Origin of the sequence: Paraburkholderia antibiotica (genome assembly GCF_012927125.1) — a bacterium.
Classification (GTDB): domain Bacteria; phylum Pseudomonadota; class Gammaproteobacteria; order Burkholderiales; family Burkholderiaceae; genus Paraburkholderia; species Paraburkholderia antibiotica.
Window position 1 is genome coordinate 290,033 of the sequence record NZ_JABBFZ010000005.1, and the last position, 19,377, is coordinate 309,409.

20 protein-coding genes are annotated in these 19,377 nt (G+C 64.8%); 5 read left to right on the plus strand and 15 right to left on the minus strand.

The annotated features are described in order from the left end of the window. Positions 1–238: 238 nt before the first annotated feature. Complete coding sequence (locus HHL14_RS12180) at positions 239–484, minus strand: hypothetical protein (protein ID WP_169497856.1); 246 nt, start codon at positions 482–484, stop codon at positions 239–241. Between the two features lie 39 nt (positions 485–523). On the opposite strand from HHL14_RS12180, the gene HHL14_RS12185 reads away from it, so the two are divergent. Further along, entirely contained in the window at positions 524–1,369 is an 846-nt protein-coding gene (locus HHL14_RS12185) for a TOBE domain-containing protein (RefSeq protein ID WP_169497857.1), read from the plus strand. Between the two features lie 91 nt (positions 1,370–1,460). Here the strand turns inward: HHL14_RS12185 and HHL14_RS12190 are convergent, their stop codons facing one another. From HHL14_RS12190 to HHL14_RS12205, 4 genes are all read right to left on the minus strand, one after another. Then, a complete protein-coding gene (locus HHL14_RS12190) occupies positions 1,461–2,171 on the minus strand; it encodes a sulfate/molybdate ABC transporter ATP-binding protein (RefSeq protein WP_169497858.1) in 711 nt (236 codons plus the stop codon). 1 nt (position 2,172) lies between these two features. Then, a complete protein-coding gene (gene modB, locus HHL14_RS12195; protein WP_169497859.1) occupies positions 2,173–2,847 on the minus strand; it encodes a molybdate ABC transporter permease subunit in 675 nt (224 codons plus the stop codon). A 22-nt stretch (positions 2,848–2,869) separates the two neighbouring features. Next, positions 2,870–3,643, minus strand: coding sequence for a molybdate ABC transporter substrate-binding protein (gene modA, locus HHL14_RS12200; RefSeq protein ID WP_169497860.1), 774 nt, complete (start codon positions 3,641–3,643; stop codon positions 2,870–2,872). Between the two features lie 200 nt (positions 3,644–3,843). After that, complete coding sequence (locus HHL14_RS12205) at positions 3,844–4,545, minus strand: phosphatase PAP2 family protein (RefSeq protein WP_169497861.1); 702 nt, start codon at positions 4,543–4,545, stop codon at positions 3,844–3,846. Between the two features lie 362 nt (positions 4,546–4,907). On the opposite strand from HHL14_RS12205, the gene HHL14_RS12210 reads away from it, so the two are divergent. Together HHL14_RS12210 and HHL14_RS12215 are read left to right on the plus strand one after the other, a co-directional pair. Next, positions 4,908–6,092 (plus strand): extracellular catalytic domain type 1 short-chain-length polyhydroxyalkanoate depolymerase, encoded by a 1,185-nt coding sequence (locus tag HHL14_RS12210; protein WP_169497862.1) that lies wholly within the window; start codon positions 4,908–4,910, stop codon positions 6,090–6,092. A gap of 109 nt (positions 6,093–6,201) precedes the next feature. Then, entirely contained in the window at positions 6,202–6,384 is a 183-nt protein-coding gene (locus HHL14_RS12215; protein ID WP_169497863.1) for a DUF3563 family protein, read from the plus strand. A 225-nt stretch (positions 6,385–6,609) separates the two neighbouring features. On the opposite strand, the gene HHL14_RS12220 is transcribed toward HHL14_RS12215, so the two are convergent. The 7 genes from HHL14_RS12220 to HHL14_RS12250 all read right to left on the minus strand — a co-directional run bounded on the left by HHL14_RS12220 (position 6,610) and on the right by HHL14_RS12250 (position 12,600). Continuing rightward, positions 6,610–7,068: a TspO/MBR family protein gene (locus HHL14_RS12220; protein WP_169497864.1), complete on the minus strand. Its 459-nt coding sequence runs from the start codon at positions 7,066–7,068 to the stop codon at positions 6,610–6,612. Between the two features lie 68 nt (positions 7,069–7,136). Then, the gene (locus HHL14_RS12225) at positions 7,137–8,636 is read right to left on the minus strand and encodes a cryptochrome/photolyase family protein (protein ID WP_169497865.1); all 1,500 of its coding nucleotides are present in this window, start codon (positions 8,634–8,636) and stop codon (positions 7,137–7,139) included. 186 nt (positions 8,637–8,822) lie between these two features. Next, positions 8,823–9,242 (minus strand): organic hydroperoxide resistance protein, encoded by a 420-nt coding sequence (locus HHL14_RS12230; RefSeq protein ID WP_169497866.1) that lies wholly within the window; start codon positions 9,240–9,242, stop codon positions 8,823–8,825. Between the two features lie 170 nt (positions 9,243–9,412). Continuing rightward, positions 9,413–9,865, minus strand: a complete 453-nt coding sequence (locus HHL14_RS12235) for a MarR family winged helix-turn-helix transcriptional regulator (RefSeq protein ID WP_169497867.1) — start codon at positions 9,863–9,865, stop codon at positions 9,413–9,415. Positions 9,866–10,098: 233 nt separating this feature from the next. Further along, on the minus strand, positions 10,099–10,905 hold the full coding sequence (locus HHL14_RS12240; RefSeq protein WP_169497868.1) for a BPSS1780 family membrane protein: 807 nt from the start codon (positions 10,903–10,905) through the stop codon (positions 10,099–10,101). Next, complete coding sequence (locus HHL14_RS12245; protein ID WP_169497869.1) at positions 10,896–11,891, minus strand: homoserine kinase; 996 nt, start codon at positions 11,889–11,891, stop codon at positions 10,896–10,898. The genes HHL14_RS12240 and HHL14_RS12245 overlap by 10 nt, the downstream gene beginning before the upstream one ends. Positions 11,892–12,204: 313 nt before the next feature. Further along, positions 12,205–12,600: a hypothetical protein gene (locus tag HHL14_RS12250; RefSeq protein WP_169497870.1), complete on the minus strand. Its 396-nt coding sequence runs from the start codon at positions 12,598–12,600 to the stop codon at positions 12,205–12,207. 188 nt (positions 12,601–12,788) lie between these two features. Between HHL14_RS12250 and HHL14_RS12255 the strand changes: the two genes are divergently transcribed. Continuing rightward, positions 12,789–14,315, plus strand: a complete 1,527-nt coding sequence (locus HHL14_RS12255; RefSeq protein ID WP_169497934.1) for an AMP nucleosidase — start codon at positions 12,789–12,791, stop codon at positions 14,313–14,315. Between the two features lie 147 nt (positions 14,316–14,462). Here HHL14_RS12255 and HHL14_RS12260 read toward each other — a convergent pair whose 3' ends face one another. The 3 genes from HHL14_RS12260 to HHL14_RS12270 all read right to left on the minus strand — a co-directional run bounded on the left by HHL14_RS12260 (position 14,463) and on the right by HHL14_RS12270 (position 16,540). Continuing rightward, on the minus strand, positions 14,463–14,993 hold the full coding sequence (locus HHL14_RS12260) for a chromate transporter (protein WP_169497871.1): 531 nt from the start codon (positions 14,991–14,993) through the stop codon (positions 14,463–14,465). Further along, positions 14,990–15,559, minus strand: a complete 570-nt coding sequence (locus HHL14_RS12265; protein ID WP_169497872.1) for a chromate transporter — start codon at positions 15,557–15,559, stop codon at positions 14,990–14,992. Before HHL14_RS12265 ends, HHL14_RS12260 begins: the two co-directional genes overlap by 4 nt. A 237-nt stretch (positions 15,560–15,796) precedes the next feature. Further along, complete coding sequence (locus HHL14_RS12270) at positions 15,797–16,540, minus strand: LOG family protein (RefSeq protein ID WP_169497873.1); 744 nt, start codon at positions 16,538–16,540, stop codon at positions 15,797–15,799. 1 nt (position 16,541) lies between these two features. On the opposite strand from HHL14_RS12270, the gene polA reads away from it, so the two are divergent. Continuing rightward, complete coding sequence (gene polA, locus HHL14_RS12275; RefSeq protein ID WP_169497874.1) at positions 16,542–19,283, plus strand: DNA polymerase I; 2,742 nt, start codon at positions 16,542–16,544, stop codon at positions 19,281–19,283. Positions 19,284–19,377 lie beyond the last annotated feature (94 nt).

Consider the following 19,377-nt stretch of genomic DNA (forward strand, 5'->3'; position numbering starts at 1 on the left):
TGTGTGGTCTCACATCCGTCAATTGTCCGCTGTCGAACTGATGCTTGCTCGATTTGCCAACGAGGTACCTCTGTCACGATAGTCTGTCCCAGCCATTAAGACAGTGGTAGCGCCCTTCACATGAAGTGCTGACTCTAGTGAGCGCCCAACTGGCGCTTTCTAGGCTCATCGCGGCTACCGGAAAGGCATTTGGAGCGCACACTAGAATCACTTGGACGATACATGATGTGGCTTTGGGTCATTTCGATGTTGGTGTCATTTTGCGCATCTCTCGATAATTGAAGTGATGCGCGCATGCTGTTTGACTAGTGCGCGGGGCGCGACGTGTTTTGAGAAACGCGCGGTATTGTGTGATGTTTGTATAAGCCATCGTATCGACCGCGCCGCCGTTCACGCGAAACGCCGCGCCCGTGGTCATGATGCAGGCTTCAACTGAACTGGCGCCCCAGCCGCCCGAAAGCGCGTCGCTATAATGATTTTCCATCTGTCCGTCCCCTCCCACCTTCCTCGACCGCTCGCCGCCATGACCTCCGACCGCACCGACCCTCCGCACGATTCCCTCGAACTCGGCGGCTCCGTCTGGTTTCAGGCCGGCTCGCAGACGCTCGGCGGCGCGGCGCGCATCGCGCTGCTCGCGGCGATCGGCGAAACCGGCTCGATCACGAGCGCGGCGAAGGCGGTCGGCATCAGCTACAAGGGCGCGTGGGACGCTGTCGATACGATGAACAACCTCGCCGGCGAACCGCTCGTCGTGCGGCTGACCGGCGGCAAGGGTGGCGGCGGCACCACGCTCACGCCGCGCGCGGTGAAGCTGATCGACACGTTTCGCGCGGTCGAGCGCGAGCATCGGCGCTTTCTGGAGCGCGCGGGCGCGGCGATCGGCGAGGGCTTCGCGACGGACTGGGATCTGATCGGCCGCATCGGCGTGAAGACGAGCGCGCGCAATCAGTTCTACGGCACGGTGTCGGCGCTCGTGCGCGGCAGCGTTAACGACGAGGTGTCGCTCGTGCTGCCCGGCGGCCAGACCCTCGTCGCCGTGCTCACACACGAGAGCACCGAGGCGCTGGGGCTCGTCGAAGGCGCGGCGGCGTTTGCGCTGATCAAGGCGTCGTGGGTCGTGCTGCTCGTCGCGGGTGATGGCGACGGCGACACGCCGCTCAAGCTGTCGGCGCGCAATCAGTTGCGCGGTACCGTGCAGAGCGTGAAGCGCGGCGCGGTGAATGCGGAGGTGTCGCTGGGATTGGCGGGCGGCGCGGTTATCACCGCGATCGTGACCAACGGCAGCGTCGACATGCTCGGTTTGCACGAAGGCGTGAGCGCGATTGCGGCGTTCAAGGCGTCGAGCGTGATACTGGGCGTGAAGGATTGACGGTGGTCGCAGTCGAGGGTCGTTCGAAGGCCCAAGACCGAAGGCCCGGGGCCGGCAGTGCAATCGAAAGAGCGGAGCAAAACCACCGCGTTCAACGCGGCGACGCCTCGCTCCGCGCATACCCCGCGAACGGCTGATCTTCCTGCACGCGGCCGTCGTTGACCTGCACGACCTGATCGCCGAACGCGGCGACGTCGTCGGGATCGTGCGTGATCAGCACCATCGGAATGTCGAGCCGCGTTTGCAGATCCGATAGCTCGCGCCGCATGCGCTGGCGCAACGCGCTATCGAGCGCGGAAAACGGTTCGTCGAGCAGCAGCAGGCGCGGCTGCGAAACCAGCGCGCGCGCCAGCGCGACCCGCTGTTTCTGGCCGCCCGACAACTGCACCGGATGATTGCCCGCGACCCCCTTCAACTCCAGCGCGTCGAGCCAGTAATCGACCTGCGGATGCGAGCCGCGCGCACGCGGATTGAACCAGCCCTGACGCAGCCCGAAGCCGATGTTCTGCCGCACGTTCAGATGCGGAAACAGCGCGTAGTCCTGAAACAGATACGCGATCTTGCGTGCCTGCGGCTTCTGGTCGACGCCGTTCGCGCTGTCGAACAGCGTGGTGCCGTGCAGCGTGATCGAGCCTTCGTCGGGGCGCAGCAGGCCGGCGATCGCCTGCAAGGTCAGGCTCTTGCCCGCGCCGGACGGCCCGAACAGCACGAGCCGCTGGGTGTTCGCGCTGAACGCGACGTCGAGCGTGAAGTGCCGCTCGGCGCTCTGGAAGCTTTTGCGGATGGCGACCTGGAGCGGCATGTCAGCGCGACCTCAGAAGCGTGTGCTGCGGCACCAGGCGTCCCGCGAGCAGCAGAATCGCCACGCAGGTGACTGAGGTCACGAGCACGAGGACGTTGGCGGTGCTGTCGTCGCCGGCCTGCACCGCCGAATAGACCGCGACCGACAAGGTTTGCGTGCGGCCCGGCAGATTGCCGGCGATCATCAGCGTCGCGCCGAATTCGCCGAGCGCGCGCGCGAACGCGAGCAGGCCGCCGGCGAGGATGCCGCGCGCGGCGAGCGGCAGCGTCACGCGGAAAAACAGCGCCGTTTCGCTGACGCCGAGCGTGCGCGCCGCGCGCTCGAGTTGCGGATCGACGCCTTCGAACGCGGCGCGCGCCGACTTCAGCACGAGCGGAAACGCGACCACCGTCGATGCGATCACCGCGCCCTGCCACGTGAACACGAGCTGGATGTCGAAGCGGTCGAGCCACGCGCCGATCACGCCGCGCCGGCCGAGCAGCACCAGCAGGTAGTAGCCGAGCACGGTGGGCGGCAGCACGAGCGGCAGCATCAGCAGCGAATCGATCACGTCGCGTGCGCCGGAGCGCCAGCGCGACAGACCGAGCGCCGCCGCGACGCCGAGCACGAGATTGAGCACAGTGGCCCAGCCCGCCACTTTCAGCGACAGCAGCAGCGGAACCCAGGCCTGTTGCATGAGCGTGCGCCTCTCGCGTGGATCAGTGCGCCGGCTTGAAGCCGTACTTCGCGAGCACCGCCTGGCCGGCCGGCGACAGCACGAAGTCGATGAAGGCCTGCGCCGAGGTCGCCTGGCGGCTGCCTTCGACGCGCGCGATCGGGTACGTGACGGGCGTTTGCGTCGGCAGCGTCAGCGCGACCTTGACCTTGTCCGGCATGATCGCGGCGTCGGTGCCGAACACGAAGCCGGCGTCGACTTCGCCGCGCGCGACGTAGTCGAGACTCTGGCGCACGTTCGACGCCAGCACCGCCTTTGCGCTGACCGCGTCCCACACGCCGGCGGCTTGCAGCGCGCCCTGCGTATAACGGCCGACCGGCACCGAGGCCGGATCGCCGAACGCGACGCGCTTCACGTTCGGGCCCGTCAGTTCGTTGAGGTTGGCGGGCGCCAGATGGCTGTCGGCCGGCACGATCAGCACCAGCGAATTGGCGGCGAAGTCGCGTCGTGTGGACGGCACGATCACTTTTTCCGCGGCGGCCTTGTCCATCGCTTTCTGATCCGCGGACGCGAACACGTCGGCGGGCGCGCCCTTGACGATTTGCTGCATCAGCACATCGGACGCGCCGAAGTTCATCAGGACCTTGGTGCCCGGATGCTGCTGCTCGAACGCGTCGCCGACCGCCTTGAACGCGTTGGTCAGGCTGGCTGCGGCGGACACCACGAGTTCGTCGGCGTGCGCATTCACGCTGACGAGAACGGAGACGGCGCTCGCGGCGCACAGCGCGTATTGCTTCAGATGGCGGGAAAGTGTCATGAAGGACCTGGAAGTCGGACGTGGACGGAAGCAGCGGCTTAAAAGCGCTATCGTAATATATGCGCGGTTATAGCGGTGCATGCAGCCGACGCTTCGACGCCGCGTTTCACGGGTGAGCGTGAAGCGCGGCGTCGAAGCGTCAAAAAATAGGAAAAAAGCTCGGGAAAGTCCGGAAGCAGCCGGGCGCGGCGACTGGCCGCTCAGCTGACGGAGACGCGCGGCGGCTCGAGCGTATTGAGCGTTTGCGACAGCGGCGCGGCGGTCGGGCGGAAGTCGCGCTCGGCCTTCCATTTCGCGCGGATGAACGGCCGGTCGTGGCCGGACACCTTGAGCGCGATATGCGTGACCCAGCGCTGGGTCGGCACGTGCACGCCGTGCATCGCGACGGCCAGCACCATCATGCTGATGGCCACCGGCAGCGCCGACAGCCGGCCCGGCTCGGCATTCCACGCGATGCGCACGAACACCAGCGCGGCGAGCGCGCCGACGAGGCAGCCGGTCACCGCTTCGGACGGCGAATGCGCGCTCAGCACGACGCGCGACAGGCCCACGGCGATGCCGGCGGCGAGCCCGGCCAGCACGCCGAGCAGCCGGATGGCCGGACGCGCCGGCAACAGCATCAGGAATAGCGTGACGGGATAGACCGTCGTGGATAGCATGGCGTGACCGCTGACGCCGGTGAAATCGAGTTCGCGCACGCCGATGCCCCAGCCGAGGAACGCGAGCTTGGTGACGGTCACGATACCGATCGCCGTGCCGAGCAGGGCCAGCCAGTAGGCCGCGAGCCGCCACGAGTAGCCGACCGCCAGCCATATCGCGATGGCGAATGCGAGCGGCAGCGTCATACCGGCGCCGCCGAGGCTGGTGATCGAGTACCACAGATGGATCGGTAAATCGGGCATGGCAGGAGCGCGACGCGGGTCGCGTGGAATCGGGTTGGTGGAAATCGGCGCGAGGCCGGCATCGGACGCCGCCGCGGCCCGGTTCGACACACTCGGGAATTAACCGCCAGTATAGACGGGTGGCGAATCACGGTCTTGCGGCGCACCGCGCTTTCGTCCGCCCAATGTGGGCTGCCGAACGGGCGATGTCGGGGTTTGACGGCGACGTGGCGGCAAGGTTCGCCGTGGCCGAAATTGGGGATGAGTTGGCCGTGCCGGTCTTCAGCAACGCATGAAGAATGATGTTATTGTGCATTGCACAACTTCCTGCGTTCCGGTGATTTTGCCGGTCTGCACTGTCCCTTTTTGCGAGGTTATCGCCGATGGCAAAAAGCCTGTCGAAAATCTGGCTGCGCGGTCTCAAGCGCCTACTCGCGATTCAGACCGAACACGCGCAGAAAACCGCCAAGCGAACGTCGGCGCGACCCATTCGTGCCGCCGCCAACAAACCGTCGAGCAAGGCTCGTCCGCTGAAGCCGGCTGCCGCATTGCGCACGCCCACGAGGCGCGAAGCGCCGCGCGAGTCGCGGGTGCGACCACGCGCGGCTGCGTGGGCAAGCGGTTCGTGGACCCGCTCGTTCCATTCCGCGCCGGCCGCCCCGGGCAGGCTCGTCAATCATTTGCAGTACGGCCTCTACATTCCGTCCGGCCACGCACACGAGGCGCTGCCGCTCGTCGTGATGCTGCACGGTTGTACCCAGTCCATCGACGAATTCGCCGAAGGCACGCGCATGAACCTGCTCGCCGACCGCTACGGTTTCGCGGTGGTCTACCCGGAGCAGTCGAAGCACGCGCACTCTCATCGCTGCTGGCATTGGTACGACTCTGGCGACAGCGCGGGCGGCGCCGAGGCGCGCGCGGTGGTGTCGCTGGTCGATGCGCTGGTCGAGCAGCACGGCTTCGACTCCGGGCGCGTCTATGTGGCGGGGATTTCGGCGGGCGCGGGCCTGAGCGCGCTGCTGGCCGTCAAATATCCGAGTCATTTCGCCGCAGTGGCGCTCCATTCTGGCCCCGCTTTCGGCGAGGCCCGCACCGGCATCACGGCAATGGACGTGATGCGACGCGGCACACGCCGCGAACCGGTCGAACTGGTAGACGCGATGACCGACGTCGCGCAGTACCCGGGCATGCCGGCGCTGATCATTCACGGCGACGCCGATCACGTGGTGGCGCCGGTCAACGCGGACCAGCTGGCGACGCAGTTCCTGCGCCTGAATCGCCTTATCGATGCGGACGGCGTCCGCAAGGCCGGCGAGATGCGCGAGGACCGCAAGGGCGGCGTCGTGATGCGCGACTATGTGCGCGGCGGCCGGCGCGTGGTGCGGGTGTGTCGCGTACAGGGGCTGGGCCACGCGTGGGCTGGCGGCGACGACGCGGTGCCGTTTCATTCGTCGAAAGGCCCGGATGCGAGCGCGATGGTGTGGGAATTCTTCAGGCATCAGCGTCGTCCGGACGCGGGGCATCTTGCAGAAAGCACCGTGGTGGCGGCTTCGTCGGCCGGCAGATGAGGCAGTAACAACACTTTGGAAATGAAGAGTGGCGTCATCCTAGGGTTTTCCCTATAATACGGGTTATCCCTTAGTAGTAAACGCTTAGTCTCCATTGCCGAGGTCGACCATGTATCTGCTTAGCCGCCTGTTTCTGTTTCTGACCAAATCGCCGGACCAGCTCGCCAAAGAGCGCGCCGACGCCTATCTTGCCGAAGCCACCGATCTGTACGATCTCGAATTCCGCATGCGCAAGCTCGATCGCGAAGCCAACGTGCGTCAGCCGTCGTGGATGAGCCAGCACTACGGCTGATCCGGCGCTGACCGCTGGCATTAGTCGTCAGCATTAATCGTCGGCATCAGGCTGTAGCAATCGGAACATCGGCGCGTCGTGAGGCGCCGGTGTTTGGGGTGAGCCGCTCAGGCTGTCGCCTGGAAATTCCCCCGTTTCCCCTGTTTCACCCGCCATACGGCCTTCGCGGCCAGTCAACTAATCAACCGATTCACCGTCCAGCGGCTCGACGCAGCCCCGCCTGGTTCAGGTAACCGGATTCATCTGCCACAACGCGTAGTTCAACAGCGCCGCATACGCGACCCACACGACGTACGGCACCAGCAGCACGCCCGCGAGTCGATCGCGTCGCCAGAACATGTAGGTCAGCGCGACGATCAGCACCAGCAGAATCAGGATGTCGATCAGGCCCGCGTCCGGCCGATGCAGGCCGAAAAACAGCCACATCCACGCCGCGTTGAACAACAACTGCACGACCCACAGCACGATCGCCGCGGTCACGCCGTCGCGCTTCCAGACGCGCCACGCCGAAAACGCCATCAGCACGTAGAGCACGGTCCAGACCGGTGGGAACACCCAGTTCGGTGGATTGAAGACGGGTTTTTGCAGACCGGCATACCACGCGTCCGGCAGCGACAGACTCGCGGCCCAGCCGGCCGCCAGCGTCAGGATCAGAAACACGAGCAGCGACGGCAGACGGCGCATCTTCACCCCCTCGGACGTTGTTCTTCAATGATGTACGCAACAACCTAAGCAACGACGTAAGCGACCACTCACTTGCCGTAACGAGCCAGTGTGCGCTCGCGCGCCTGCGCATGATCGACGATCGGCTCGGGATAATCCTTGCCCAGCACCACGCCGAATTCCGCCAGCTTCCCGGCGCCCGCGAGCCACGGCGCGTGAATCCATTTTGCCGGTAGCTTCGCGAGTTGGGGAAGATATCGGTTGATAAAGCGTCCGTCGGGGTCAAATTTTTCAGACTGGGTCACCGGATTGAAAATCCGGAAGTAGGGCTGCGCGTCGCAGCCGGTCGACGCCGCCCATTGCCAGCCGCCGTTGTTCGCCGAGAAATCGAAGTCGTTGAGCAGGTCCGCGAAATAGCGCTCGCCGCGTCGCCAGTCGACGCCCAGATCCTTCGCGAGAAAACTCGCGGTCACCATACGCAGACGATTGTGCATATAACCGGTGCGGTTCAGTTGCAGCATCGCGGCGTCGACGAGCGGATAGCCGGTGCGGCCTTCGCACCAGGCGGTGAACGCTGCATCGGCGGCGGCGCCCTGTTCCCAGCGCAAGCGCTCGTACTCCGGCTTGAACGACGCGCCGCTCGCGATGCGCGGATGATGCGCGAGCACCATGAAATAGAAGTCCCGCCAGATCAGCTCCGACAGCCACGTCGCCGCGCCGTTGCCGTCGGGTTGCAACGACATCTCGTACGCGAGCCGCGCGAGCGTGCGGATCGATACCGTGCCGAAGCGCAGATGCACCGACAGATAACTGGGCCCTTTCGCGGCGGGAAAGTCGCGCCAGTCCGCATAACTGTCGATGCGCGTCAGGAAGTCGTCGAGCAACTGCTGCGCGCCGCTCATGCCGGCGGGCAGCTTCAGATCCGTCAGGTTACTGGGCGCGAAGCCGAACTGGTCGACCGTCGGCAACTGGCGGTCGAGCTTGCGCGGCAGCGCCGCTAGATGCTTCGCGTAGGTTTCGACCGGGTAGGGCTTCAGGTCGAACGCGCTCAATTGCTTGAGCCATGCGTTCTTGTACGGCGTGAAGACGGCGAACGGCTTGCCCTGGCCGTTCAGCAATTCGTCGCGCTCGAAGATCGTCTGGTCCTTGAACGTCAGCCATTGACGGCCTGCTTCGGCGAGGTGCGCGTCTACCGTCGCGTCGCGCTCGATCGCGACGGGCTCGTAATCGTGATTCGCGAACACGGCGTCGACCCGCAGTTCGGCGGCAAGCTTCGGCACCAGCTCCGCCGGATCGCCGTACAGCACGATGAGGCCGCCGCCGTGCGCGCGCAATGCGTCGTCGAGTTCGCGCAGCGACGCAACGATGAAGTCGATGCGGCGATCCTGCACCGGCTCGCCCGGGTGGCGCGCGTGCCAGGTGTCGGCGAGCGGCTGCAGGATCGTGGTGTCGAACACGAACACGCACCAGACACGTTCGCAGTGCTTGAGCGCGTAGTAGAGCGCGGCCTGGTCGGTGCTGCGCAGATCGCGGCGGAACCAGACGAGGCCGGTGTCGAAGGTGTCGTCGATACGGCGGGCGCGTGTCATCGGGTGTCGGTTGAAAGGGGAGAGTTGATGCCTGTGTTGCAGATTGCGTGCCGCGGACGCCCAATGCGGCAGCGCCCGCTCCCATTGTGCAGGGAGCGGGCGCTGTTCGCGATAGCGCGTCGTCGTTGAGCTTGGGCGGGAACGGCGTTTGCGGCGACGTCAACCGCCGCGCAACCGGCGCCTAACTTAAGCGACGTGCAGGCGCACCGCGACGTTGTTGCGCGTGGCGTTCGAATACGGGCAAACCTGATGCGCGGCGTCGACGAGATCCTTTGCGGCGGCGGCGTCGAGGCCCGGCAGCGAGATGCGCAGATCGATGTCGAGCGCGAAACCGCCCTTGTCGTTCGGGCCGATGCCGACCTCGGCGGAGACTTGCGTGTCGGCCGGGAGGGCCTGCTTGTTCTGGCCCGCGACGAACTTCATGGCGCTCAGGAAACAGGCCGAATAGCCGGCCGCGAACAGTTGTTCCGGATTGGTGCCCGCCGCGCCGTTGCCGCCGAGTTCACGCGGCGCGGCCAGCTTCACGTCCAGTGCATTGTCCGACGATACGGCGCGACCGTCGCGGCCACCGGTGCTCGTTGCGCTTGCCTTGTAGAGAATGTTCATGGTGCTGCTCCTTATCCGGGTTGTCAGGGTTTGCATGCTTGCCGCCTCGGCTGGTTCGCCGGTCGGGCGAGGTGTTAGCGAAGCGGCATGTCGTTAAGATAGTACACAAATCATTTGTGTGCAAATCAATTTACGGGCGATACCGGAATCACTCTGTTGCAATGAGCGCTCTACTGATCCATGTAGTCGTTGAGCGTCGCGCGTAGTCGCGTGAGGTCGTCGCGCAGACGCAGCAGGAATTCCGGCGTCTGCTGGGTCGCGCAAAAGATTTCGGCGGGCACTTCGCGCGCCTGGCGCTTGAGTGCCTTGCCCGCGCTGGAGAGGCGGAGATAGACGAGTCGTTCGTCATCGGTGCCGCGCACCCGTTCGACGAGGCCTTGCGCCTCGAGCCGTTTGAGCAGCGGCGTGACGGTGGCGGGGTCGAGGTTCAGGCGCGCGGCCATGTCCTTGACGGTGATGTCGTCGGTTTCCCACAGCACCAGCATCGCCAGATATTGCGGGTACGTGAGACCGAGCTTCTCGAGCAGCGGCTTGTACGCTTTCGTCATCGCCAGCGATGTCGAGTAGAGGGCGAAACAGAGTTGCTCGTCGAGCGTGAAGGGAAGGGCGGCGCGCTGGGTCATCGTGCATCTCGGCTGAAAGAGTGTGCAAATGGATTGCACACAAACTATTGTGCCGCAAATCGGAGCGCAGGGTGACGAGCGTGAGGCGGGCGGGAAAGCGGCGAGGGGCGCCGGAAATCGGCGGGGAAAAACGGAGAACGCGCGGAACAAACAGGAAAGACGCGAGGGAAAGCCGCGAGAAAAAGATCGCGCCGCGCGGACATCAGGACGACGCCCGCGCGACAAGCGACGAATCAGGCCGCCGGTTTGGTCGGCAGATCCGGCGTTTGCGGCGTCTGCACGCCGAAGCAGCCGCGGTAGGTCGCGTAGAACGAGCAGTACAGCATCGTCGTGACGATCATCGTGGCGGGCATCAGGATCGCGAATGCGAAGTCGGCTGCGCCGAGCGCCTGCATCAGCGCGGTCAGTCCGAACGACACCACCGTCGCGACCGAGAACCACAGCGCCGCGAACACGACGAAAGCGCCGCGATTACGCCAGCAGCTGACGACGCTGAAGAACATCGCCTTGACGGGCGGCACGTCGTGCCACGCGGTGAGGATCGGCGAGAACCAGAACAGCATCGCGACCGGCACGTAAAACGCAAGCGCGGTGAGTACCGCAAGCGGGATATTGCTGTTGGCGATCGCGTTTTCATCCATCGCGGCGCCGCCGAGCATCACCTTCAGCAGCATGCCGCCGTCGGCGAGCGCCGAGCCGGCCAGCACCAGCGCCATCGCGACCACGTACACCACGCCGAGCACGAGCAGCCGGCGCGCGACCACCGGGCCATAAGAATGAAAGCCGTCGACGAGGATGGTCGGAAACACCGGCTTGCCCGCGATCGTGTTGCGGCATGCGGCCATGAAGCCGACCGCGACGCCCGGAATGAACAGCAGCGGCAGCACGCCACCGACAACCGGAATCTGCGCGACGAGCGTCATCACCAGCAGATAGGTGAAAAACAGCGTGAGAAACGCGAGCGGGTTCTTGCGGAACAGCCAGATGCCTTGCCGGAACCACACGTAGCCGGTTTTCGCGGGGACTTCGATCAGTTGCATGGGGTATGAATGCCTGGATTGGCGACGCCCTTCAGGCGCTCGCGCAGAATGCGTTCGAAATGGCCGGGGTCGTGCGGCTTGAGCAGCTCGGCCGCGCGCGGCAGGTGAAAATCATACAGGCGCGAGACCCAGAAGCGGTACGCGCCGGCTCGCAGCATGTCGCCCCAGTGGCGGTTTTCCTCGACCGTGAACGGCCGCACCGTCTGGTAGGCGCGCAGCAGCGCTTCGGTGCGCGCGTCGTCGAGCGTGCCGGTCGCGAGGTCGACGCACCAGTCGTTGACCGTGACCGCCACGTCGAAGAGCCATTTGTCGCAGCCGGCGAAGTAGAAGTCGAAGAAACCGCCGAGCCGCACTTCGTGGCCGGTATCGGGCGCCGCGTGCGCGAACATCGCGTTGTCGCGGAACAGATCGGCATGGCACGGGCCGCCGGGCATCGCCGCGTAATCGGCCGACGCGAAGAACGCTTCCTGGTGCGCGAGTTCCGACGACAGCAACGCGCGCTGCTCGCCCTCGAGATACGGCAGGATGGTCGGCACGGTCTCGCGCCACCACGGCAGGCTGCGCAGATTCGGCTGATAGCGCGGATAGTCGCGGCCCGCGAGGTGCATGCGCGCGAGCATCTGGCCGACTTCGACACAGTGCTCGATGCCGGGCGCGAGTTCGGGCGCGCCTTCGAGCTTGGTCACGATCGTCGCGGGCTTGTCGAGCAGCAGGCCGAACAGCGCGCCGTCGCGGCGCGGCATCGGGTCCGGCACCGGCACGCGATGCGACGCGAGGTGGCGCATCAGGTCGAGATAGAACGGCAGTTGCTCGGCGGTCAGCTTCTCGAAAATGGTCAGCACGTATTCGCCGCGCGTCGTCGTCAGAAAGAAGTTGCTGTTTTCAATGCCGGACGAGATGCCGCGCAATTCGACGACATCGCCGAGATCGTAGTGGCGCATCCATTCTGCGAGTTGGGATTCGTTGACAGCGGTGAAGACGGCCATGCGGGAAACGTCGGGTCAGGTTGTTCGGGCTGGCGCGGTGCGGCCAGTGCGAGGTGAGGCAAAAGAATGTGGCGAAGCTGTGGCAAAGCGGGCGGCTCGGCGCCGGCCATCCTATTAGCGCGGCGAGCGCATACCGAGCGCGGCACGACGATACCTTCAGCGGCACAAGTCTGCGACGCAAGTCGGCGGCATAAGTATGCCCAGGTTGCGTCGCCGGGCCGCTTCAGTGCTGCACGGCCTGAAGCGGTCCGCCGCGTATCCGCTGCAGATACCGACGACGGCGGCCGTTGCCGGCGCGCCGCCACCGCATCGATCAGTAGCGCAGATTGACCGACGGCAGGCGTGTGCTCGGACGACCGCTGTCGTGGACGGTCGGCGACGTGTCGGGCGGCGCGGTCATCTGATAGCGCGTGCCGAAGTTCGAGCGCACGTTGATTTCGACCGGCTTGCCCTTGTCGCGGTATTCGGTGATTTCGGTGCCGCTCGGCGTGACCTGATGGAAGCTCGGCGTGCGCGGCACGTTGATGTCGACCTTCGAGCTGACCTCGGCGCCCGGACGATTGATCTTCGCCAGGTCGGGCAGACCGGCCCGTTCATTGGCGGACTGGGGCGCATCGGCCGGCGGCGGTTCGTCGACGGGCTGGGCAGCCATCGCGGCGTTGCCGAAGGCGAGAGCCAGCGCAACGGCGACGGGAAGGAGCGGCTTCATGGTGATTCTCCGATTGGGTGCGCCGATTCTAGCAAATCCGGCCTTGCGTACGGGCGCGCGGCCTTATTTTGCGCCGCTTTCGCGCAACACGCGCGCGGCGTGCGCGAACCCCGCCGAGCGTGCGATGGCGACATTTGGCGGCGGCGGGTTCCGTGGTAAGGTCGTTGCATCAATAGGGGGGAACGATGATGAACAACGATATCAATCAACGCACGGTGCTGACTCCCACCAACAGTTTCCCGACCGAGGGCTTCGAAGACGCGACCGAGGCCGTCACCCGTCTCGCGGCGATTTACGAGGCGAACACGTCGTTTCTGCGCGATGCGTTCGCGCGCTACCGCCGCAACGAACAGTTCGAGCAGCGCGTGCGCGCATGCTATCCGTTCGTGCGGGTGCGCACCGAGGTCAATACGCACATCGACTCGCGCCGTTCGTACGGCTTCGTCGCGGGGCCGGGCGTGTTCGAGACGACCGTCACGCGGCCCGATCTGTTCGGCAATTACTATCGCGAGCAGCTGCGGCTGCTGGCGAAGAACCATCACGTGCAGATCGAGGTCGGCGTATCGGATCAGCCGATCCCGATTCATTTCGCCTTCGCCGAGGGCATCCACCTCGAAGGCGATCTGGACCGCGAGCGCCTGTTCCTGATGCGCGACATCTTCGACACGCCGGACCTCGCGCTGCTCGACGACCGCATCGTCAACGGCACCTACGAGCCGCTGCCCGGCGAGCCGCATCCGCTCGCGCTGTTCACGGCGGCGCGCGTCGATTTTTCGCTGCATCGGTTGAAGCACTACACGGCGACTTCGCCGACGCATGTGCAGAACTACGTGCTGTACACGAACTACCAGTTCTACATCGACGAATTCGTCAAGCTCGGCCGCAACATGATGGCCCATACCGACGATGCGGAATTGCGCGCGTACCGCAGCGAATACACGTCGTTCGTCGAGCCCGGCGACGTGGTCACGTACAACGAGAATCTCGGCGAACAGGCGCAGGAGGGCACACCGCCGCCGCGTCTGCCGCAGATGCCCGCATATCACCTGAAGCGCGCGGACGGCAGCGGCATCACGATGGTCAACATCGGCGTCGGGCCGTCGAATGCGAAGACGATCACCGATCACATCGCGGTGCTGCGTCCGCACGCGTGGATCATGCTCGGCCACTGCGCGGGGCTGCGCAACACGCAGCGTCTCGGCGACTACGTGCTCGCGCACGGCTACGTGCGCGAAGACCATGTGCTCGACGCCGATCTGCCGCTGTGGGTGCCGATCCCGGCGCTCGCCGAAGTGCAGGTCGCGCTCGAACGCGCGGTCGCGCAGGTCACGCAGCTCGACGGCGTCGAGTTGAAGCGGGTGATGCGCACGGGCACGGTGGCGAGCGTCGACAACCGCAATTGGGAGCTGCGCGATCATCGCGAGCCGGTGCAGCGGCTGTCGCAAAGCCGCGCGATCGCGCTCGACATGGAAAGCGCGACGATCGCCGCGAACGGCTTCCGCTTCCGCGTGCCTTACGGCACCTTGCTGTGCGTGTCGGACAAGCCGCTGCACGGCGAGCTGAAGTTGCCGGGCATGGCCGATCAGTTCTATCGCGCACAGGTCGACCAGCATCTGCAGATCGGCGTGAAGGCGATGGAGTTGCTGCGGATGAATGGGCTGCATCGCTTGCATAGCCGCAAATTGCGGAGCTTTGCCGAGGTGGCGTTCCAGTAGCCCGGTAGGGCGAAGCCGGCATCCGTCGTTAGTGGCGGATGCCGTTTGGCCCGGTTGACGCAGCCTCAGGCGCATCTATCGAGATCGTCCGTTCGCGCCGTATGTGCTGTTGCACGGCTTGCCGGCGCATGCCGCCGGAAAGCTTTCTCAACCCTGTCCGAACCCCGTCAGCCCGATCAGACTGCCGGCCGCCAGCAGCCACAGCGGATGAATGCGCGTCTTCGTCGCCATGACCGCGGTGAACGCGGTGATCGCCCACGCGATCGCGGTCGGGTTCGATGCTCGCGCGATCACCGCCGCGCTCGCCGCGACGATGCCGGCCGTCACCGGCACCAGCCCGAGCTGCGCATAGCGTCGCCACGGCCGATCCTTGAAGCGGTCCCAGGCGTGCAGCGCAATGATCGTCACCAGCGACGACGGCCCGAACTTCGCAATCGACGTGACCAGCATGCCGGCCCAACCGGCCACATGCCAGCCGATCAGCGTCACGATCATCAGGTTCGGGCCCGGCGCGGCTTGCGCGAGCGCGAACAGCGCGCTGAATTCGCTGGCCGGCATCCAGTGATGCACGTCGACCACCTGCCGCTGCATCTCCGGAAGAATCGTATTGCCGCCGCCGAATGCGAGCAGCGACAGCTGACTGAAGATGGTCGCGAGCGCAACGAGCGTATCGTTCATCGTGCGCTCCTTGCGGCGAAGTAGATGCTGAGCGGTGTGAGCACGAGCATCGTCGGCAGTAGCGGCAAGCGCAGCACTGCAATCGCGATGAAGCCGAGCACCGCGATCAGCGCGGCCAGCGGCTTGTTGCGTAACGGCAGCACGATCCTGGTCGCCATCGAGATCAACAGGCCCGACGCGGCCGCGGCGAGCCCCGCGAACAGATGGCGCACGTGCGGATCGTTCTGCGTGTGCTCATACAGCACGCCGAGGCCGATCACCACCAGCGAGGGTCCCGCGATCAGCCCGAGCAGGCCGGCCAGCGCGCCGGGCACGCCGCGAAAGCGCATGCCCATCGCGACCGACAGATTGATTACGTTGCCGCCCGGCAGGAATTGGCACAGACCGAGCAGGTCGGTGAACTCGTCGGCCGTGAGCCAACGGCGTCGTTCGACGAGCGCGCGGCGCGCGAGCGGCAATGCGCCGCCAAATGAAATCAGCCCGAGGCCGAGAAAGCCGCCGAAGATTTCGCGCAGCGTCGGGGTGGGCGCAAGTTCGGAGGCGGGCGAGGTCAGTTCGTGGTCCATAGTGCAGAGCTTCGAGTAGAAGCCCAGCAGGTTAGCGCCGAACCGGCGGCACGCAAAACGATTTTTGCGTGCGAGTGTATGACCGTAAGCGCGCCGCAAACTGGCCTGCAAAACGAAAGCGGGCGACCCGAAGGCCGCCCGCCGAAAACTGCTTTGCATGCACGCATGCGCTACGCCGCGAGAAGCGCGCAGCGCGAAACGATTCGCGCAACGCGGTGCCCGCGCTAAGTCATGGCATTACAGATAGAACATCCGGTCTTCGTCCGACTTGACCGGATGTTGCTCGCCTTCCTCGCGGTCTTCATAGAACTTCAGCACCGCGTCGAGCACCTGGTCCGGATCGTCGATTACCTGCATCAGATCGATGTCGGTCGGATTGATCAGGCCCATCGGAATCAGCGAACTCTTGAACCACGCGAGCAGGCCTTCCCAGAACTCCGCGCCGACCAGAATGATCGGTACGTGACGCGACTTCTTGGTCTGGATCAGCGTGAGCACTTCGGCCAGTTCATCCAGCGTGCCGAAGCCGCCCGGCATCACGATCACCGCGTCCGAGTTCTTCACGAACGTGACCTTGCGCGTGAAGAAGTGACGGAAGCGCAGCGAGATATCCTGCCACTGGTTGCCCGATTGCTCGTGCGGCAATTCGATGTTCAGACCGACCGACGGTGCCTTGCCCGCATGCGCGCCCTTGTTGGCTGCTTCCATGATGCCGGGGCCGCCGCCGGAGATCACCGCGAAGCCCGCATCCGACAATTTGCGCGCGATTTGCGTGGCGAGTTTGTAGTACGGCGAGTTCGGTTTCAGGCGCGCAGAACCGTAGATGCTGACCGCCGGGCGAATCTCGGAGAGGTACTCGGTCGCCTCGATAAACTCTGCCATAATCGTGAACATCTGCCACGATGCGCGGGCCTTTTTGGCCGTTGCGCGCTCTTGATCTGCGAGCGATCGCAGACTCGGAATCACTTTTCTCTTAGTCATAATGCCTGAAGAACGAAGCCTTGAAGGTAAGACCCTGCTGTTGGTCGACGGTTCGAGTTATCTATACCGGGCCTACCATGCGATGCCCGATCTGCGCGGCCCGGAGGGTAGCCCGACGGGTGCGCTCTACGGGATGATCAACATGCTGCGGCGCATGCGCAAGGAAGTCACAGCAGAGTATAGCGCGTGCGTGTTCGACGCCAAGGGCAAAACGTTTCGCGACGACTGGTATCCCGACTACAAGGCGAATCGTCCGTCGATGCCGGAAGATCTGTCGCGTCAGATCGAGCCGATTCACGTCGCGGTGCGCGCGCTCGGCTGGCCGCTGCTGATGATCGAACGCGTCGAAGCCGACGACGTGATCGGCACGTTGTGCGCCGAAGCGGAAAAGCTCGGCATGAACGTGGTCGTTTCGACAGGCGACAAAGACCTCGCGCAGCTCGTGTCGGATCGCGTCACGCTGGTCAACACGATGACCAACGAAACGCTCGACCGCGAAGGCGTGATCGCGAAGTTCGGCGTGCCGCCGGAGCGCATCGTCGATTATCTGTCGCTGATCGGCGATACCGTCGACAACGTGCCGGGCGTCGATAAATGCGGCCCGAAAACCGCGCTCAAATGGCTCACGCAATACGACTCGCTCGACGGCATCGTCGAACACGCGAACGAGATCAAGGGCGCGGTCGGCGAGAACCTGCGCCGCGCGCTCGACTTCTTGCCGATGGCGCGCAAGCTCGTGACCGTCGAGCGTCAGTGCGATCTGACCGGGCATCTCGTGTCGATCGAGGAAAGCCTGCAAAGCCGGCCCGAATCGCGCGAGGAGTTGCGCGATGTGTTCACGCGCAACGGCTTCAAGACGTGGCTGCGCGAAGTCGAAATCGCCGATGCGGTCGAAGGCCCTGAAACCGACGTGCCGCCCGCGCTGTCGGTCGACCAGGAGCGTCACTACGAGACCGTGCAGACGTGGGAGCAGTTCGACGTCTGGCTCGCGAAGATCGACGCGGCCGAGCTGACTTCGTTCGACACCGAAACGACTTCGCTCGATCCGATGACCGCGCAGATCGTCGGCCTGTCCCTGTCGGTTGAAGTGGGCCGTGCCGCTTACGTGCCGCTCGCGCATCGCGGCCCGGACGCACCGGTGCAACTGCCACGCGACGAAGTGCTGGCGAAGCTCAAGCCGTGGCTCGAAAGCGAGGACCGCAAGAAGGTCGGTCAGCATCTGAAATACGACGAACAGGTGCTCGCGAATTACGGCATTGAAATGCGCGGCGTTCAGCACGACACGCTACTCGAATCGTACGTGCTCGAGTCGCATCGCACGCACGACATGGACAGTCTCGCGCTGCGCCATCTCGGCGTGAAGACGATCAAGTACGAAGAGATTTGCGGCAAGGGCGCGCAACAGATCGGCTTCGACGAAGTCGCGCTGGAGCAGGCCGCCGAATACGCGGCCGAAGACGCCGACATCACATTACGCTTGCATCAGGCGCTGTACCCGCAGATCGCCGCGGAGAAGACGCTCGAACACGTGTACAGCGCGATCGAAGTGCCGACCTCGCGCGTGCTGCGCAAGATGGAACGCACGGGCGTGCTGATCGACGCGGACAAGCTGCGCCAGCAGAGTAGCGAGATCGCCACGCGGCTGATCCAACTCGAAGGCGAGGCGTACGAACTCGCGGGCGGCGAATTCAATCTCGGCTCGCCGAAGCAGATCGGCCAGATCTTCTTCGAGAAGCTGGAGCTGCCGGTCGTCAAGAAGACGCCGAGCGGCGCGCCGTCCACCGACGAAGAAGTGCTGCAGAAGCTCGCCGAAGACTATCCGCTGCCGAAGATCCTGCTCGAGCATCGCGGTCTGTCGAAGCTGAAGTCGACCTATACCGACAAGCTGCCGCGCATGGTCAACGCGCAAACTGGTCGCGTGCACACGAACTACGCGCAGGCCGTCGCGGTGACGGGCCGGCTTGCGTCGAACGATCCGAACCTGCAGAACATCCCGGTGCGCACCGGCGAAGGCCGGCGCATTCGCGAGGCATTCATCGCGCCGCCGGGACACAAGCTCGTGTCCGCCGACTATTCGCAGATCGAATTGCGCATCATGGCGCACATCTCCGGCGACGAATCGCTGATGCGCGCGTTCGCGCAGGGCGAGGATATTCACCGCGCCACCGCGTCGGAAATCTTCAGCGTGACACCGCTCGAAGTGTCGAGCGATCAGCGGCGCGTCGCGAAGGTCATCAATTTCGGCCTGATCTATGGCATGAGCGCGTTCGGTCTCGCGTCGAACCTCGGCATCACGCGCGATGCGGCGAAGATGTATATCGACCGCTACTTCGCGCGTTATCCGGGTGTCGCGCGTTACATGGACGAGACGCGTTTGAGCGCGAAGGCGAAGGGCTACGTCGAGACCGTGTTCGGCCGTCGCCTGTGGCTGCCGGAGATCAACGGCGGCAACGGTCCGCGCCGTCAGGCCGCCGAGCGCGCGGCGATCAACGCGCCGATGCAGGGCACCGCCGCCGATCTGATCAAGCTGTCGATGATCGCGGTGCAGAAGTGGATCGAAGATTCGCGGATCGGCACGCGCATGATCATGCAGGTGCACGACGAACTGATTCTCGAAGTCCCCGACGCCGAATTGTCAGAAGTCCGCAAGCGCTTGCCCGAACTGATGTGCGGCGTCGCCGCGCTGAAGGTGCCGCTCGTCGCCGAAGTCGGCGCCGGGCTGAACTGGGAAGAAGCGCATTAACCTGTTTGTGACACGCGCGCGATAACGTCGTGCGCATGTCACACATGGGTTTTGGCGACTTGTGGCCGCCCGTGTGGGTCGAGGACAATCGGTG